Here is a 16,316-nt window from a genome sequence, read left to right as displayed (position 1 = left end):
GTGGTTAAGTGGATTGGTGATGCATAGTTACAAAGTTTTTTTTTAACCACAGAGGCAACAGAGTTTAATCTATATTATTTCGAAATACCTCTTCAACTCCCAGTCGCTTACACTTTTGGCATACTGGCGGTGCTCCCATAATCGGGTTTGAGTGAAGTGCTCCACAAAGCCATCACCAAATAATTCTTTAGCAACAGCTGAATTTTGCATAGCCGTGGACGCATCAAACAAATTAGTATGCAGGCTGCCGTTGGTTTTATCGGCATAACCGTTGCCAACTGTTGCAGCAATATCAAGGGTCATTTTATTTTTAATGCCATATAAGCCCGAAGCTAATGCAGCGGCAATAGCCAGGTACGGGTTTGTGTCAGATCCGGGGATGCGGGTTTCTAAACGTGTATAATCGGCAGTGGTATTGATAACTCTTAAGGCTGTGGTGCGGTTATCTACCCCCCAGGTGATGGTGGTAGGTGCCCAGGCACCTTCAACCAGTCGCTTATAGCTATTGATGGTGGGTCCGTACATGGGCAATAAGTGCGGCATACAATAAAGCTGACCCGCCAGGTATTGCTTATGAAGTTCGCTCATTTTATTCACTTCGGTAGCGTCGTAAAAAAGGTTTTGAGAAAGATCTTTTTTCCAAAGGCTTTGATGGATATGGCCGCTGCAACCGGGCAGGTCGGCATTCCATTTGGCCATGAATGTAGCGCAGATGCCATGTTTGCTCGCAATTTCCTTCACCGCTGTTTTAAAGAGCACAGCTTTATCTGCAGCCTTTAACACTTCATCATGCATAATGGCGGCTTCGTAAACGCCGGGCCCTGTCTCGGTATGCAGCCCTTCTATCGGGATGTCAAACTGGGTTAATGAATTAAACAGATCATAGTAAAACACGCTATTTTGTGAGGTGCGCAGTACAGAATATCCAAACATCCCCGGCGATAGCGGCTCCATATTGGCAAAACCTTTTTGCTGCAGGCTCTCTGGCGTCTCCTTAAAGTTAAACCATTCAAACTCCTGTGCAAACTCGGCATGGTAGCCCATTTCTTCACATTGCCTTACTACCCGTCTTAATAAACTGCGAGGGCAGGCGGGTAAACTGCTCCCATCCGGCCCGGTAAAATCCGCCAGAAAGAACGGAATGTTATCCTGCCATGGCACGGTGCGGAAGGTAGACAGATCAATAAAACATAATTTATCGGGGTACCCGCTATGCCAACCGGTCAGCTTTACATTATCGTAAGTAGCATCGTTACTGTCCCAGCCAAACACCACATCACAAAAGCCATAACCGGCCTGCATGCCATCGAGCAGTTTTTTCTTGCTGATAACTTTGCCGCGAAGAACGCCATCAATATCTGCAAAGGCAAATTTGAGCTTTTGAATATTATTATCCTTTATATAAGCAATAACTTGTTCCTGGTTCATGGTTGTGCAATTATAAAATGCCAATTTAAGCAAGATAAAAATAATATGGACCATATATTATCAACCCTGTAGGGCTATCTTTATGTAATGGCGCATCTTCTGTTTATATACGGCACGCTTTCACAAACGGACAACCCGGTAGCACATCTGCTCCAAAATAGATTGAGGTATTTATTTAAGGGTAAGATCAAGGGAGTTTTATACGATACCGGCGACTACCCCGGGCTTATTCCTGACGACAAAGGCAACTGGGTTTATGGCAGCATTTGCGAACTTGACGATGATGCTTTAGCCATTATAGATGATTATGAGGGCTACGGGGAAAATCAGGAACAGCCGAATTTATATTTGAGGTTGATGAGTGCTGTTCAAACCGAGAGCAGCATTATATCTGCCTGGATTTATGTTTACAACCGATCTGTTGATGGCTTCGAAAAGATCCAATCAGGAAATTACCAGGAATATTTACAGCAAAAAAAATCCCCCTAAGTTTAAAACCCGGGGGATATATAAAAAGGTGTAGGTTATTAAAGTTTAGCTGATTTTACAGTTTTAATGATAACAGCAGCGACTTTGTATGGATCTGCAGCCGAGTTAGGGCGACGATCTTCCAGGTAACCACTCCAGTCATGGTCTACCGTGTAAAGTGGGATGCGGATAGAAGCACCACGGTCAGAAACGCCGTAGCTAAAATCAGTAATTGAAGCTGTTTCGTGTTTACCGGTTAAACGTAATTCGTTGTGTGCACCGTATACGGCAACACACTCGGCAACTGCCGGGCGGAAAGCCTCGCAAATAGCGGTGAAGGTTTCTTTGCTGTTTGCAGTACGTAAAGTTGAGTTTGAGAAGTTAGCGTGCATACCAGAACCGTTCCAGTCTAAAGTGCCCAACGGTTTGCAATGCCAGTTTATAGATACACCATGTGCTTCACCAATTCTTTCTAATAAGTAACGGGCAACCCAAATTTGATCACCAGCCTCTTTCGCGCCTTTAGCGAAGATTTGGAATTCCCACTGGCCTGCAGCAACTTCGGCGTTGATACCTTCAACATTTAAGCCTGCATCTAAACAAGCATCCAAGTGCTCTTCAACAATATCGCGGCCGTAAGCGTTGTTTGCACCTACCGAACAGTAGTAAGGGCCTTGTGGGCCAGGGTAACCACCTGCCGGGAAACCAAGCGGTTTGTTGGTTTCAGGATCCCATAAAAAGTACTCCTGCTCAAAACCAAACCAAAAATCGTTATCGTCATCCTGGATCAACGCGCGGCCATTAGACTCGTGTGCTTCGCCTTTTGAATCTAAAACTTCGCACATTACTAAGTAAGCATCTCTGCGTTGTGGATCCGGGCAAGCAAATACGGGTTTTAAAACGCAATCTGACGACCCACCCGGTGCCTGCTCAGTTGATGAACCATCGAAGCTCCAGTTATCTAAATCTTCAACTTTACCGCTAAAAGATTTTACAATTTTTGTTTTGCTACGCAAGCTTTGAGTTGGTTTGTAGCCATCAAGCCAGATGTACTCGAGTTTAGTTGCCATTTTTTCTAATGATTTGTAATTTAGATTAAACTATAGTTGTTTAAGAAGTTGTTTCTTTTGATATTATGAATGCGAATTTAAATTATTTTTATAAATTTCATAGTAATGTTCATAAAAAATATAAAAATCAATAACAAATACAATTAAAAATTCTAAAATCAATCAAAAAACCACCAAATTACTATGCATGCAGAATATTTGGAGCAGCAATCCCCTTAAAAGTAAAAAGCCGGATATTTTTATTGAAAACATCCGGCTTTACACACCATATTATACTACTTACCGGAAGCCACACCCCAATAACAAGCGTTTCGAATCTTTTTGAGTTGAACGCTGTCTATTTTTACTTCCATCTGCCCGGACCGGAGGTTGTTTTTTAGAAAATATAGCTTGGCAATACTATTATCATAAATAAAGGCCGACAAATTTTTGCCTTTTTGCCCTTTATCTACAACATCTACCCTTAAAGCATTGGTGGCTCCTTTTGTGTTAAGGGTATCAACGGTACCGTCGGCGATAACCCAGTTAATTTTATAGATAACTCGTTTAGCTTCAACACCGGCGATGTTTTGTTTATACTCAGCCGTTAATTGCACAGCTCGTACCAAACACCTAATGCATGGGTCGGCTATGGTAGCGTTACCATAATTTTTTTTGGCGTTATTGATCACGCTATCTTTTTTGCCGTTTACTCGTATCGTTTGTTTGGTAACATCTGCAGACGTTGGTTTAGGCTTGCTATTATTACAAGCGAACAAAACGAATAGCATGTATATTGCGGCGATTGTAGGAACGGATCTTATCATCGGGTTTTAATTGGTTATTATATATACAGTTAGCCATTTATTTTGTGTCGATTTAAACAATTGCCCTGATTATTTATTATTGGGATATTAAACTGAGGATTGATTATGTACAAACAACACTTGGATAACGATTCTTACAGTAAAAATTATTAAAATTGCCCGGTTTATCCGGTAAAGGTTTTACAAACGCACCGGCCGCTCCAGCCTGCTAAATGTAAAATTTTTATCATTTAAACGGTTTAAAACAAGGTTTAATCCCTCAAATAATTATTTGAATGTATCTTTAGCATTCAATTAGATCATGAATAACGGTAACAAAGTTTCGAATAAAACGGTGGATGTGGTTTTGGTAGGCGCTGGCATTATGAGCGCAACACTTGGGGTGATGCTTAAAGAGTTGCAGCCCGATTTGACCATTGAAATATTTGAACGATTGGATACCGTTGCTGCCGAAAGCAGTGATGCCATGAATAACGCAGGTACCGGTCACTCTGCGTTTTGTGAATTGAACTACACCCCGCAGCGTAAAGACGGTAGCATTGAAATTGTAAAGGCTATCAAAATTGCCGAGCAGTTTGAGATCAGCAAAGAATTCTGGGCTTACCTGGTTGAGCAAAAATATGTAGGTGAACCGCAAAACTTCATCAGCAAGATCCCGCATATGAGTTTTGTTTGGGGCGCCGATAATGTGGAGTATCTCAAAAAGCGCCGCGACGCACTGGTACAGCACCACTTCTTTAAAGGGATGCAGTATTCTGAAGATCACGCGCAGCTTAAAAAATGGATCCCGCTGGTAATGGAAGGCCGCGATCCGGGCCATGACGTTTCTGCAACCTTCATGGATATCGGCACCGATGTAAACTTTGGCTCGCTAACCCGCAGCCTGTTTGATAAATTGGAACAGAAGCCCGGTGTTAGTTTAAACCTTAATCACGATGTGCGCGATATTAAGCGCAATAAGGATAAATCCTGGAATGTTAAGGTAAACGACCGCGTATCCGGCACGAGCCGTAAACTGAACGCTAAATTTATATTTGTTGGCGCGGGAGGTGGCGCATTACCCCTGCTGCAAAAATCGGGCATTCCTGAAAGCAAGGGCTTTGGTGGTTTCCCGGTTAGCGGGCAGTGGTTGGTTTGCAACAACCCCGAGATCATAAAAAAACACGAAGCAAAGGTATATGGCAAGGCATCTGTTGGTTCGCCACCCATGTCGGTACCGCATTTAGATACCCGGATGATTGATGGCAAACGTTCCTTACTGTTTGGCCCCTACGCTGGTTTCAGTACCCGTTTCCTTAAAAAGGGGTCGTTGCTTGACCTGTTTACTTCTATAAAACTGAATAACATCTTACCGTTGCTGGCCGTTGGCCGCGATAATATGGCCCTGACCAAATATCTCATTAGCCAGGTAATGCAATCGCCTGCCGATAGGTTAAAGGCACTGCAGGAATACTTTCCGGACGCCAAAGATGAGGACTGGCATTTGGATATTGCAGGTCAGCGTGTGCAAGTGATCAAAAAAGACGATAAACGCACAGGTGTATTAGAATTCGGAACCGAAGTAGTTACATCTGCCGATGGTTCGATATCAGCCCTGTTAGGAGCCTCTCCGGGTGCATCAACATCCGTACCTATTATGGTGGAACTGATCAGTCGTTGCTTTAGAGCGCAAGCGAGCTCGAAAGATTGGCAGGAGAAACTCAAACAAATGATCCCATCTTTCGGGCAATCACTTGTTAACGATGAAGCTTTGGCTGATGCGACAAGGGCGCGGACAAGCAAGGTATTGGGCTTAGTTTAAATAAGCGATTATTTGCGTTCCGCATGGTGTTCCGCTTGAAACGGAACAGTGCGGAACGGCAAGCGAAACAGCACTACGATTTACAGCTTAATAAACTATAGATCAGGTATTTATAGTTAGCTTACTGAAATTCATCGCTCTAAACTCTTTCGGTTTCATCCCTGCGTAACGCTTAAAAAACTTGGTAAAGTTTGACGGATCGTAGGTTAGTGTTAGCGCGATCTCCCCTATCGATTTCTTTGTATTTAACAATAAATCTTTAGAAATCCTTACCATTCCTTCCTCATAAACATCGCATGGCGATTTTCCTAATACTTCTTTTATCGTATCGCTTAAATGTGCCGGGGTTATGAACAGCAGGTCGGCAAAATCGTTGATCTCTAACGACTTTTCCAGCAGCCCCGCTTTCAAATCGGCCAGGTGCTTATCCAACTCGCGGATGAAGCCGCTGGTGATTTCCTGTTTGCGTAGCGATGTATTTACGGCTAAAGTTTGTGGCATAGTTAAAGGTAGAAAATTTATACAACAAAAAATAAGCCCCGCTAATGGCGGAGCTTATTTTGAAAACAACTTATGACGTTCTATTTAAAATCATCGTTGCTGATATTGGTATTTACCGTCGCTTCGGTAACCATCAGATCGAGAGGTAAACCGCCAACATTCGTTTTCTCCGCGAACGGAATCCTGATGCCTGTATTAATACCCTGATAATTACTATAGTCTACAGGGGTGGCACGGGGCGCGTCGGTTAATTTTCGAACTTTAAACCCTGTTTTCTGACTATAGTAATTTTTAACTTTAATCCCTTCGGGAGTAGTCACCGTAACCAGGTAAACCAATTCGTCGTTGATAACCTGCATTGCCGGGGCTAAGTTTAACAAGTAACCGGTTTTGCTGTATTCCAGTTCGGGGAATAGTTTATACTTCAATTTAATTAAAGCTTTATCCTCATTTTGCAATTGCGCTACTTTATCAAATTGCACCACCCTGATGCTATCTCCGTTAAGGTTTACTTTTAGTACTGCAAAATCATGATAAGCAGGTGCGGTAATACTTTGATAAACTTTATCAGCCGACTTATATCTGGTTAAACTTACCAATTCGGCACCCTGTAATTTGCTGGTAGCCTTTACAGTCAGGTCTTTTACCTCCCTTAGTTTTGCAGCGCCGCCAATCGCATCTATATAATTATTGATCACCGTTGCTGCGGTAACACCGGCAGGTACTGCTATCCCGCTCAGGGAATTATTAGCAGGATTAACGTCCGGTAAAATATGGTCAGGATCTATGGTTACCGATATTAATTTAGAGGTTGAGTTATAGGCAAATGTCCAGGTATTGCCGCGCTGCCAAATTTCTGCAGGGAGTTTAATAGTGCTGCTTTTGCCATTTTCTTCCTTCACTAAAATAGTTACCGGCAAAGCCATCTCTTCCAGGTTTTCAATTGTGATCAATGCGCCTTTGGCCGGGTCGAAGTCTTTATAATCAATCGACTTCACAGCCTGGTCGAGTTTCCAGGTGGTCATGAACCATTCGTTCCAAAACCAGCTTAGGTCCTCGCCTGCCGCGTTATCCATAGTGTGGAAAAAATCGAACGGTGTAGGGTGCTTAAATGCCCAGCGTTTAATATAAGTACGGAAAGCGTAGTCAAAGCGCTCCTCGCCCAGGATCTGTTCCCGCAAAATAGTTAAACCCAACGCTGGTTTCACGTACGCAGATGCACCCAGATTATCGCTCTGGATCACATCGGGCGTGTTCATTATGGCGTCGGAGTTATCATTAAAGTTACTTGCCGCCGCCTGCTGCTCGTCAGTTTTTTCGTAGTACTCGCCTTTGTTGAATACTTTGGTATCCACCTTATTGATAAAGGTGTTAAAGCCTTCGTCCATCCAGGCGTATTTACGTTCGTTAGAGCCTACGATCATCGGGAACCAGTTGTGGCCAAACTCATGATTGGTTACATCCCATAATTCGCCGGCCTGGCTTTTGTAGTCGCAAAAAACGATGCCGGGGTACTCCATACCACTCACAGGGCCACCAATATTGGTTGCTACCGGGTAAGTATATTCAAACCATTTAGCAGAGTATAATTCGATGCTTGCTTTTACATATTCCGTAGAGCGGCTGTAAGCCTTTACGCCGCTGGCTTGTATCGGGTACATGGATTGTGCCAGCGCTTTTTTACCGTTTGCTAAATTGATGCGTGCCGCATCCCAAACAAATGCCTTTGATGCTGCCCAGGCTACATCGCGAGCGTTGTTGCAGTAAAAGTGCCAGGTAAGGTTTGGCTTTTTCAGGTAGGCGTTGCCGTTCTTTACTTCGTTAGAATCTTTCACCATTACCGTTTTGTCGCTGGTTTTGGCTAACGCCAAACGCTTTAATTCAGTCGCAGTCAATACTTCGGCAGGGTTAAGCAATTCGCCTGATCCTGCTATGATTAAACTCGCCGGCGCGGTAATGGTGTAGTCGAAGTTGCCATACTCGAGGTAAAACTCAGATGAGCCCATGTACGGAATGGTGTTCCAGCCGCTTACATCGTCATAAACTTCCATGCGTGGGTACCACTGGGCAATATCATAGATCCAGCCGTATTTATCCTTGATGCGGCCTGTGCGGTCGGTACCGTACTCAGGCACGGTGTAAGTATAATCTATTTTGATTTGAAGCTTACCGCCTGCCGCAGCCAATGCATCTTTCAATTTTAGCTGCATGCGGGTATCATTTACCAGGTAAACGGCCTGTTCGGTTTTGCCGTTTTTGATTAGTGTAACGCCTTTTATCTCGTATCCGTTAGTGAAAAGCTTGGTTGCGAAACGGCCGCCTTCAAGAATACTGGTAGCCTGCCCCCGGGAGTTTTCTTTATAAATGTTTTGATCTAACTGCAGCCATAAAAAATCCAACTTGTCGGGGCTGTTATTGGTGTAGCTGATCACTACGCTGCCGGTAATGCTGTGCTTGGCGGTATCTAATGCCACATTAATTTTGTAGTCGGCGTGATTTTGCCAGTATTTGGCACCCGGTGCACCGGAAGCCGAACGGAATTCATTCCCTTTGCCAAAGTAAAACAAAGGGTTAAACACCTTATGCTGATCGTATTTGGGTGCTACCGGTTCAGTAGTTTGCGCTACCGCGGCACAATTACCGGCTGTTAACAATAATAAGAGGGCTTTATAAAATTTCATTTGGGGGTTGATTGATTACGAGGCCAATATATTAAATTTATGAAACCTAACTATTGATTAAAAAAACTAACTTAAATCGGTTGCCTATTTTTTATATTTTTGCAGGTAATGCTATTGGTTAATTATAAAAGCCCGGCATTTTTCTCCGATAGATGGATATATCAGTTGTAGTACCACTTTATGATGAAGTAGAATCGTTACCCGAACTTACCACATGGATAAGCCGCGTAATGGCCGACAATAATTACACCTACGAGATCATCCTGATCGATGATGGCAGCAAAGATGGGTCTTGGGATATGATCGTTAAATTAAAGGAAAACAACCCTTTTATACAAGGTATCAGGTTCCGCCGAAACTATGGCAAATCTGCCGCTTTAAACACTGGTTTTGAGGCGGCCCGCGGTAATGTGATCATTACGATGGATGCCGATTTGCAGGATAGCCCCGATGAGATCCCTGCCCTTTACCGCCGCATTGCGGATGACGGCTACGACCTCATATCCGGCTGGAAAGCAAAACGTTATGACCCTTTAACTAAAACTATACCTACCAAGCTTTTTAATTCCGCAACGCGTAAAATGAGCGGTATACCTAACCTGCATGATTTTAATTGCGGCTTGAAGTCGTATCGCAAAGCGGTAGTTAAAAACATCGAAGTTTATGGCGAAATGCATCGTTATATCCCGGTGCTGGCCAAATGGGCAGGTTTTACTAAAATTGGTGAGCAGATTGTGGAGCACCGCCCCCGCAAGTATGGTAAAACCAAATTCGGGTGGAGCAGGTTTATCAATGGTTTTCTTGATCTGCTTTCGATATTTTTTGTAGGCAAGTTTGGTAAACGCCCTATGCACTTTTTTGGTATGATGGGTACCTTAAGCTTTTTTACAGGCATTGGGTTAGCTATATGGCTGATAGCCGATAAACTGATAGACCTGTCGCACCACGTAGTGCCGAGGCAACCGACCGACAACCCGCTTTTTTACTTTGCCTTAGTGGCCATATTGCTGGGATCGCAATTATTTTTAACCGGCTTTGTTGCGGAATTGGTATCGCGCAGCGCATCAGAACGTAATAAATACCAAATAGAAGACACGATTTAAGTATTTACGGATTTGCAAATTTCTGATGTGCAGATACCTGTTTGTTCTATAATTTATTAAAGATTTTTCATCTGCATATTTGCACATCAGCATATCTGCACATTTAATTTGAATGTTTTTATCTATCATCATCCCTTTATACAACCGCCCGCAAGAGATCAGTGAGTTACTGCAAACGCTTACATTGCAAACCTATAAAGAGTTTGAGGTTTTGGTTATCGAGGATGGATCTGTAAACAAGGCTGATGAAATTGTAAAAGGTTTTGCAGATCGATTGGATATCAGATACTTTGAGAAAGCTAATGAAGGCCAAGGCTTTACCCGCAACTTTGGGTTTGAGCGTGCAAAGGGGGATTACTTTATCATCTTCGACTCTGACTGCCTGATCCCTGCAGATTACCTTCAAATGGTAAACGACTCCTTAAACACGAACTGGCTGGATGCTTATGGCGGCCCCGATGGTGCGCACCCTTCTTTTACGCCGTTACAAAAGGCTATTAGTTACTCCATGACCTCACCTTTTACTACGGGTGGCATCCGCGGTGGCAAAAAAGGGATCGGCCAGTTTCATCCACGGAGTTTTAATATGGGGATCTCGCGCCGGGTTTGGGAAAAGGCAGGCGGCTTTATCATTACCCGCCTGGGCGAAGATATCGAGTACAGCATCCGTATTCATTCACTTGGCTACAAGATAGGGCTGATACCTAATGCTATTGTTTATCACAAGCGCCGCACCGATTTTTTGAAGTTTTATAAACAGATCCATTTTTTTGGTCGCGCGCGCATCAACATTTACAAATTCTTCCCTTCGCAGTTAAAGCTGGTGCACTTTTTCCCGGCATTTGTTACACTCGGCCTGTTGTTTACGTTAATAGCTAATGTATTACAATGGCCCGTTGCTGTATTGTGTAATGTATTGTTAGCTGTTTACATTATGTTGATATTTTTTCACGCTTGGTGGAAAAACAAATCAGCAAAAATCGCATTTTTGAGCATAATAGCGGCCTTCACACAACTCACTGCCTACGGCTTAGGATTTATGCAGGATTACTGGAAGCGGGTTATTTTAAAAAGATCATAAAAACGTAGCATGTACCACCCTTTTTCAGTTGCAGAGACCATAAAAACATCCTGGGACATCTTCAAAAAGAACTTTGTAACGATCATTGTTTATTCGGTTATTGCTTTTTTGCTACTGGGTATATTGGGGCTTATTGTTGGTTTTATGTATTCGCCTACAGATTTTTGGTGGTCAATGCTGGTAACCTTTGTACTCATCTGGCTGCAGGCATACACTACCCTCGGTTTATATAAATTAATATTTACTTTAATAGATAGCGAATATTACGAATTCGAATTTATCCAGGTGATCCCTAAGGCTAAAATGGTATGGAGCTACTTGGCGGTTGTATTCATTTTTGCCTTCGTAATAACTAATTTAACCATAGTTATAGATTATCTGGAAAATGCGGGGTACGAAGACCTGCAGTTTGCCGTCCAGGTTATATCAGGCCTTATTGGTTTGTACCTGGCCTTACGCATCATGTTCTTCAATAATTTTGTTGTGGATGATGCATCGGGCCCGATAGAATCTTTAAGACAAAGCTTCCAGCTCACCAAGGGTTATTTGTTAAAGGTGGTTTTAATTTTAGGCATCATTATTTTATTGATCGCCTTGCCGGCAAAACTTTCGCAGATCAATCCGCTTATATCTATAGCTATATTGTTCACTTATCCTTTTGTAAACATCATCCTTGCGGTAACCTATCGCAAGCTTATTTACAGCCACCAGGATGTAGATGACGACATTGCCGAAACCAACTAACTATGGGTTTAAAAGCGGTACTCAGCAAAGTATTTGCCTCGTTAGTAAACAGGCAACTCAACCATATCCGGCAAAACGCGGTTACTTTGCAGCAGAAAACCTTTAGTGATCTGGTGTATACTGCTAAAAACACCGCATTTGGTACCGATCATCAATTCGCTTTAATAAACAGTTACGAAGATTTTAAAAAGAACGTACCTATCCGCGATTATGAGGAATTGCGCCCTTACATTGACCGGGTAATTAAAGGCGAAGCTAATGTGATGTGGCCGGGCAAACCCTCCTATCTGGCCAAAACATCGGGTACAACATCGGGGGTAAAGTATATTCCTATCTCTAAAGAGAGCTTGCCGGAACATATTAAAGCCGCACGTAATGCTTTATTAAGCTATATTTATGAAACCGGCAAAGCCGATTTTGTAGACGGGAAGATGATCTTCCTGCAAGGCAGCCCGGTTCTTAATGAAAAGAATGGTATATCAACAGGGCGCTTGTCAGGCATTGTCGCTCATCATGTGCCAGGCTATTTACAAAAAAACCGACTTCCATCCTATCCGACCAATTGCATTGAAGATTGGGAGGAGAAAGTGGATGCCATTGTGCAAGAAACTGCAAAAGAAGATCTGCGCCTGATATCGGGCATCCCACCCTGGTGCCAGATGTATTTCGACCGGTTATCGGCGGTTTCGGGCGATAAAAAGATCAAGGATATCTTCCCTAACTTTAAGCTGTTTGTGCATGGCGGCGTAAATTACGAGCCTTACCGCGCCCGGATGGAAGAAGTGATTGGCACGCAGATAGATTCGATAGAAACCTATCCGGCTTCTGAGGGTTTTATCGCTTTCCAGGACTCGCAAAAAGAAAAAGGGCTTTTACTGATGGTTGATGCCGGCATCTTTTACGAGTTTATCCCCTCAGAAGAATATTTTAATGATAACCCTACCCGAATCAACATTAAAGATGTGGAACTGGAAAAAAACTATGCCCTGATATTGAACACCAGCGCGGGTTTATGGGGCTACAGCCTGGGCGATACGGTTAAATTTGTTTCCAAAAACCCTTACCGCATTGTAGTAAGCGGGCGTATTAAGCATTACATTTCTGCCTTTGGCGAGCACGTGATTGGCGAAGAGGTAGAACACGCTTTAATGACCGTTGCCAAACAAGAAGGCGTTGAAGTGGTTGAGTTTACGGTGGCACCACAGGTTGCGCCAGCAGAAAGCCAACTGCCTTACCACGAATGGTTTGTAGAATTTGGCAAAGAGCCTGCAGATCTGACCACTTTTGCAATGAAGGTTGACCGGGCACTGCAGCAAAAAAATATTTACTATTTTGACCTTATAGCCGGTAACATATTGCAACCTTTAATAGTCAGAAGTTTAAAAAAGGATACCTTTATTAATTATATGCGCAGCCAGGGTAAGCTCGGCGGACAGAATAAAGTGCCCAGGCTGGCGAATGACCGGAAAATTGCCGACGAGTTGACGATTTATATAATATAAAGCAAACTGATATGAAAAAATCATTCCTGACCTTTTTGTTAACAGGCTTTACAATTGTATCGGTATTGGCTCAAACAACAGAAACCCTTAAAATTGCCTGGCCGGGAGAATATAATTGGAAGGTTGGGTCGAATCAGAAAACGTCCGCTGCTAATATGATCGAACTGATCCCCGGCAAGGAGACATTGACCAACTGGACGATAATGGCTACCATGATGTCATACAAAAACATGAAGGTACCCGTTATAAGTAAAGTGCCTCCTATGTTATTCGCCCAAACCAAAAAGAATGCGCCCTTAGCCAAATTAACAGTGATTGAGCAGGGCGTTAAATCAGGCCGCCAGTGGATCTTATACAAAATTGAATCGCCCTCGTTTAAAAACAGCCCAAAACCCGAATCGCAGCTTTATTACGTTATACAGGGGGATAAAACTTTATATGTTAATTTTGTTGCTTTAAAAAGCGCCACCTTCCCAACCGTTTACGTATTTAAATGGACGAACGTTTTTAAGGCAAGCCAAATAGTAAACCAGTAAATTGAACAATAATCTTATAAAAAATATAGCCATTCTTGGCTCTACAGGTAGCATAGGCACACAAACGCTGGAGGTGATTAAAGATAACCCCGGTTTGTTGAGGGCGTTTATGCTTACCGCAAATGCTAACGCATACCTGCTTATTCAGCAAGCTATTGAATTTGTGCCCGAATATGCCATCATTTGCGATGAAAGTAAATACGCGCAGGTAAAAGACGCCCTGGCGCATTTACCCATCAAAGTATTAGCCGGTTACAACGCCATTAAAGAGATGGTTACCCATGCCGATATCGACATCGTGTTAACCGCAATGGTTGGCTTTGCAGGTTTGGAGCCTACTATCAATGCTATAAAAGCCGGGAAGGATATCGCGTTAGCCAACAAGGAAACTTTAGTAGTTGCGGGTGAGATGATTACCAGCCTTGCCAAAAAGCACAACGTAAAAATATTACCGGTAGACAGCGAACACTCGGCCATTTTCCAATGCCTTGCAGGTGAAGAAGATAACCAGATCGAGAAGATCATCATTACGGCATCAGGCGGCCCTTTCAGGGGCAAATCCACCGACTTTTTATCGTCCGTCACCCGCGAGCAGGCACTGAAACACCCTAACTGGGTAATGGGTGCCAAGATCACTATCGACTCGGCCTCGTTAATGAACAAAGGCCTGGAGGTGATAGAAGCGAAATGGCTGTTTGACCTGGAGGCAGATCAGATCGACGTGATCGTGCACCCGCAATCAATCATCCATTCTATGGTGCAGTTTGCAGATGGTTCCATTAAGGCCCAAATGGGTTTGCCGGATATGAAGCTGCCTATCCAATATGCCCTTACCTATCCGGGCAGGGTGCAAAACAACTTTAAACGTTTTAGCTTTGTTGATTACCCTAACCTGAGTTTTGAACAGCCGGATACGGATACATTTCGTAACCTGCAATTAGCCTATGAAGCTTTAAACCGTGGCGGTAATATGCCCTGCATCATTAACGCCGCAAATGAGATAGCGGTAGCGGCATTTTTAAATAACACCACCGGCTTTTTGGCCATGAGCGATATAATTGAAACCTGCATGCAGCAAATAGTTTATATAGAAAAGCCCTCCCTTACCGACTATTTGAATACTGATAAAGAAACACGCATATTTGCGCAAAATTTAATACATAAAACGCCGTTAAAGGCATTACAATCTTAATATATAATAATACGGAATGAGCGTTTTGATCATGGCCGGCCAATTAATACTTGGTCTTTCAATTTTAGTGATACTACACGAGTTTGGGCATTTTATAGCAGCCCGCGCTTTCGGAATAAAAGTAGAGAAGTTTTACCTGTTCTTTGATGCATGGAATTTTAGCCTTTTTAAATTTAACTATAAAGGTGTTGAGTATGGTATAGGCTGGTTACCCTTAGGTGGTTACGTAAAAATTGCCGGGATGATAGACGAATCTATGGATACCGACCAACTGGCCGGCCCGCCGCAGCCATGGGAGTTCCGTTCGAAACCGGCCTGGCAGCGTTTAATTGTGATGCTGGGTGGTATTATCGTAAACATCATTGTGGGTATCTTCATCTTTTGGGTGATGACCATCCGCTACGGCGAAACGTACATCCCAAATGCCAATATCAAAAACGGTATTGTACCGGGTACTATCGGCCAAAAAATGGGCTTGCGCGCCGGTGATAAGATCATTGGGGTGAATGATAAGCCAATCGTAAGGTTCGAAGATCTGATCAGTTCAAAGGTCCTTTTAGATAAAACAGTTTTGAACGTACAACGCGGCGATCAAAAGCTTGACGTTAAAGTTCCTCCTACCATTTTGAATGATTTGTCTGACTATGGTATCGAAGAATTCATCGGCCGATTACCGCGTACCACATTTGTAGTGGCAACTGTAATCCCTAAAAGTAACGCCGCGAAAGCAGGTTTACAAAAAGGCGATAGCGTGGTAGCGGTAAATGGTGTACCCGTAAAATTCTATGACGAGTTCCAAACAGAATTAAAGAAATTTAAAAATAAACCGGTCGGTTTAGCGATTAAACGCAACGGCGCAGAAGTACCATTAACTGCCGAGGTTAATAAAGATGGTATGCTGGGCTTTAAAGACCCAACACAAGGTTTATACGGAATATCTGTAAAAACAGATCTGCCGAAAGACACTACTATTAAATATGGTTTCTTTGGGTCGCTGCCTGTTGGTGCGACCAAAGCATGGGGTATGTTTACGGATAATGCTAAAGGGATCAGTAAGATATTCACCGGGCAGGTTAAGGCGCGCAAGGCCATATCAAGCCCTATAGGCATCGCGGTAATGTTTGGCAGCCATGTAGACTGGATAAGATTTTGGAGCCTTGTAGGCTTCCTTTCGATGGTTTTAGCGCTAACCAATTTACTACCTATTCCAGGATTAGATGGCGGGCACACGGTATTCCTGATCGTGGAAATGATAAAAGGCAAACCTTTAAGCGATAAGTTTTTAGAACGCGCTCAGATAGTAGGCTTCGTTTTGCTTATCTCCCTGATGGTATTTGCTTTTGGGAACGACATATTAAAGCAAATAGCTAAACACTAAGCTATTAGTTTTCTCATAAAACAAC

14 protein-coding genes are annotated in these 16,316 nt (G+C 43.1%); 9 read left to right on the top strand and 5 right to left on the bottom strand.

Going from position 1 to position 16,316, the window contains the following annotated elements:
- Nucleotides 1-69: 69 nt before the first annotated feature.
- A complete protein-coding gene (locus IDJ76_RS02600; protein WP_191160426.1) occupies nucleotides 70-1,428 on the bottom strand; it encodes a glutamine synthetase family protein in 1,359 nt (452 codons plus the stop codon).
- Between the two features lie 87 nt (nucleotides 1,429-1,515).
- Here IDJ76_RS02600 and IDJ76_RS02595 point away from each other — a divergent pair, with 87 nt between their 5' ends.
- Nucleotides 1,516-1,917, top strand: coding sequence for a gamma-glutamylcyclotransferase family protein (locus tag IDJ76_RS02595; RefSeq protein ID WP_191160424.1), 402 nt, complete (start codon nucleotides 1,516-1,518; stop codon nucleotides 1,915-1,917).
- 38 nt (nucleotides 1,918-1,955) lie between these two features.
- Here IDJ76_RS02595 and IDJ76_RS02590 read toward each other — a convergent pair whose 3' ends face one another.
- Nucleotides 1,956-2,966 (bottom strand): glutamine synthetase beta-grasp domain-containing protein, encoded by a 1,011-nt coding sequence (locus tag IDJ76_RS02590; protein ID WP_191160422.1) that lies wholly within the window; start codon nucleotides 2,964-2,966, stop codon nucleotides 1,956-1,958.
- 275 nt (nucleotides 2,967-3,241) lie between these two features.
- On the bottom strand, nucleotides 3,242-3,772 hold the full coding sequence (locus IDJ76_RS02585; protein WP_191160420.1) for a hypothetical protein: 531 nt from the start codon (nucleotides 3,770-3,772) through the stop codon (nucleotides 3,242-3,244).
- Between the two features lie 301 nt (nucleotides 3,773-4,073).
- Between IDJ76_RS02585 and IDJ76_RS02580 the strand changes: the two genes are divergently transcribed.
- Nucleotides 4,074-5,573, top strand: coding sequence for a malate:quinone oxidoreductase (locus IDJ76_RS02580; RefSeq protein ID WP_191160418.1), 1,500 nt, complete (start codon nucleotides 4,074-4,076; stop codon nucleotides 5,571-5,573).
- A gap of 102 nt (nucleotides 5,574-5,675) precedes the next feature.
- Here IDJ76_RS02580 and IDJ76_RS02575 read toward each other — a convergent pair whose 3' ends face one another.
- Nucleotides 5,676-6,074 carry a helix-turn-helix domain-containing protein gene (locus tag IDJ76_RS02575; protein ID WP_191160416.1) on the bottom strand — a complete coding sequence of 133 codons (399 nt, stop codon included), beginning with the start codon at nucleotides 6,072-6,074 and terminating at the stop codon, nucleotides 5,676-5,678.
- A gap of 80 nt (nucleotides 6,075-6,154) precedes the next feature.
- Nucleotides 6,155-8,755 carry a M1 family metallopeptidase gene (locus tag IDJ76_RS02570; protein WP_191160414.1) on the bottom strand — a complete coding sequence of 867 codons (2,601 nt, stop codon included), beginning with the start codon at nucleotides 8,753-8,755 and terminating at the stop codon, nucleotides 6,155-6,157.
- A 152-nt stretch (nucleotides 8,756-8,907) separates the two neighbouring features.
- Between IDJ76_RS02570 and IDJ76_RS02565 the strand changes: the two genes are divergently transcribed.
- The 7 genes from IDJ76_RS02565 (at nucleotide 8,908) to rseP (ending at nucleotide 16,291) form a co-directional block, all read left to right on the top strand.
- Complete coding sequence (locus tag IDJ76_RS02565) at nucleotides 8,908-9,858, top strand: glycosyltransferase family 2 protein (RefSeq protein WP_191160412.1); 951 nt, start codon at nucleotides 8,908-8,910, stop codon at nucleotides 9,856-9,858.
- Between the two features lie 112 nt (nucleotides 9,859-9,970).
- Nucleotides 9,971-10,939 (top strand): glycosyltransferase, encoded by a 969-nt coding sequence (locus IDJ76_RS02560; protein ID WP_191160410.1) that lies wholly within the window; start codon nucleotides 9,971-9,973, stop codon nucleotides 10,937-10,939.
- A 9-nt stretch (nucleotides 10,940-10,948) separates the two neighbouring features.
- On the top strand, nucleotides 10,949-11,683 hold the full coding sequence (locus IDJ76_RS02555; protein WP_191160408.1) for a hypothetical protein: 735 nt from the start codon (nucleotides 10,949-10,951) through the stop codon (nucleotides 11,681-11,683).
- Nucleotides 11,684-11,685: 2 nt separating this feature from the next.
- Complete coding sequence (locus tag IDJ76_RS02550) at nucleotides 11,686-13,185, top strand: GH3 auxin-responsive promoter family protein (protein ID WP_191160406.1); 1,500 nt, start codon at nucleotides 11,686-11,688, stop codon at nucleotides 13,183-13,185.
- A gap of 11 nt (nucleotides 13,186-13,196) precedes the next feature.
- Entirely contained in the window at nucleotides 13,197-13,721 is a 525-nt protein-coding gene (locus tag IDJ76_RS02545) for a hypothetical protein (protein WP_191160404.1), read from the top strand.
- Nucleotide 13,722: 1 nt separating this feature from the next.
- Complete coding sequence (locus IDJ76_RS02540) at nucleotides 13,723-14,913, top strand: 1-deoxy-D-xylulose-5-phosphate reductoisomerase (protein ID WP_224746160.1); 1,191 nt, start codon at nucleotides 13,723-13,725, stop codon at nucleotides 14,911-14,913.
- 16 nt (nucleotides 14,914-14,929) lie between these two features.
- Nucleotides 14,930-16,291 carry an RIP metalloprotease RseP gene (gene rseP, locus IDJ76_RS02535; protein WP_191160402.1) on the top strand — a complete coding sequence of 454 codons (1,362 nt, stop codon included), beginning with the start codon at nucleotides 14,930-14,932 and terminating at the stop codon, nucleotides 16,289-16,291.
- The last annotated feature ends 25 nt before the right edge of the window (nucleotides 16,292-16,316 follow it).

The organism is Mucilaginibacter glaciei (assembly GCF_014773245.1).
In the GTDB taxonomy this organism is placed as follows: Bacteria; Bacteroidota; Bacteroidia; order Sphingobacteriales; family Sphingobacteriaceae; genus Mucilaginibacter; species Mucilaginibacter glaciei.
Note: the sequence above shows the minus strand (reverse complement) of the source record. Positions and strands in the feature narration are given on the sequence as shown.

Coding starts and splice junctions, on each gene's coding strand:
- IDJ76_RS02545 (WP_191160404.1), top strand. CDS start 13,197: ATGAAAAAATCATTCCTGACCTTTTTGTTAACAGGCTTTACAATTGTA.
- IDJ76_RS02575 (WP_191160416.1), bottom strand. CDS start 6,074: ATGCCACAAACTTTAGCCGTAAATACATCGCTACGCAAACAGGAAATC.
- IDJ76_RS02565 (WP_191160412.1), top strand. CDS start 8,908: ATGGATATATCAGTTGTAGTACCACTTTATGATGAAGTAGAATCGTTA.
- IDJ76_RS02570 (WP_191160414.1), bottom strand. CDS start 8,755: ATGAAATTTTATAAAGCCCTCTTATTATTGTTAACAGCCGGTAATTGT.
- IDJ76_RS02560 (WP_191160410.1), top strand. CDS start 9,971: ATGTTTTTATCTATCATCATCCCTTTATACAACCGCCCGCAAGAGATC.
- IDJ76_RS02550 (WP_191160406.1), top strand. CDS start 11,686: ATGGGTTTAAAAGCGGTACTCAGCAAAGTATTTGCCTCGTTAGTAAAC.
- IDJ76_RS02595 (WP_191160424.1), top strand. CDS start 1,516: ATGGCGCATCTTCTGTTTATATACGGCACGCTTTCACAAACGGACAAC.
- IDJ76_RS02600 (WP_191160426.1), bottom strand. CDS start 1,428: ATGAACCAGGAACAAGTTATTGCTTATATAAAGGATAATAATATTCAA.
- IDJ76_RS02555 (WP_191160408.1), top strand. CDS start 10,949: ATGTACCACCCTTTTTCAGTTGCAGAGACCATAAAAACATCCTGGGAC.
- IDJ76_RS02580 (WP_191160418.1), top strand. CDS start 4,074: ATGAATAACGGTAACAAAGTTTCGAATAAAACGGTGGATGTGGTTTTG.
- IDJ76_RS02585 (WP_191160420.1), bottom strand. CDS start 3,772: ATGATAAGATCCGTTCCTACAATCGCCGCAATATACATGCTATTCGTT.
- rseP (WP_191160402.1), top strand. CDS start 14,930: ATGAGCGTTTTGATCATGGCCGGCCAATTAATACTTGGTCTTTCAATT.
- IDJ76_RS02590 (WP_191160422.1), bottom strand. CDS start 2,966: ATGGCAACTAAACTCGAGTACATCTGGCTTGATGGCTACAAACCAACT.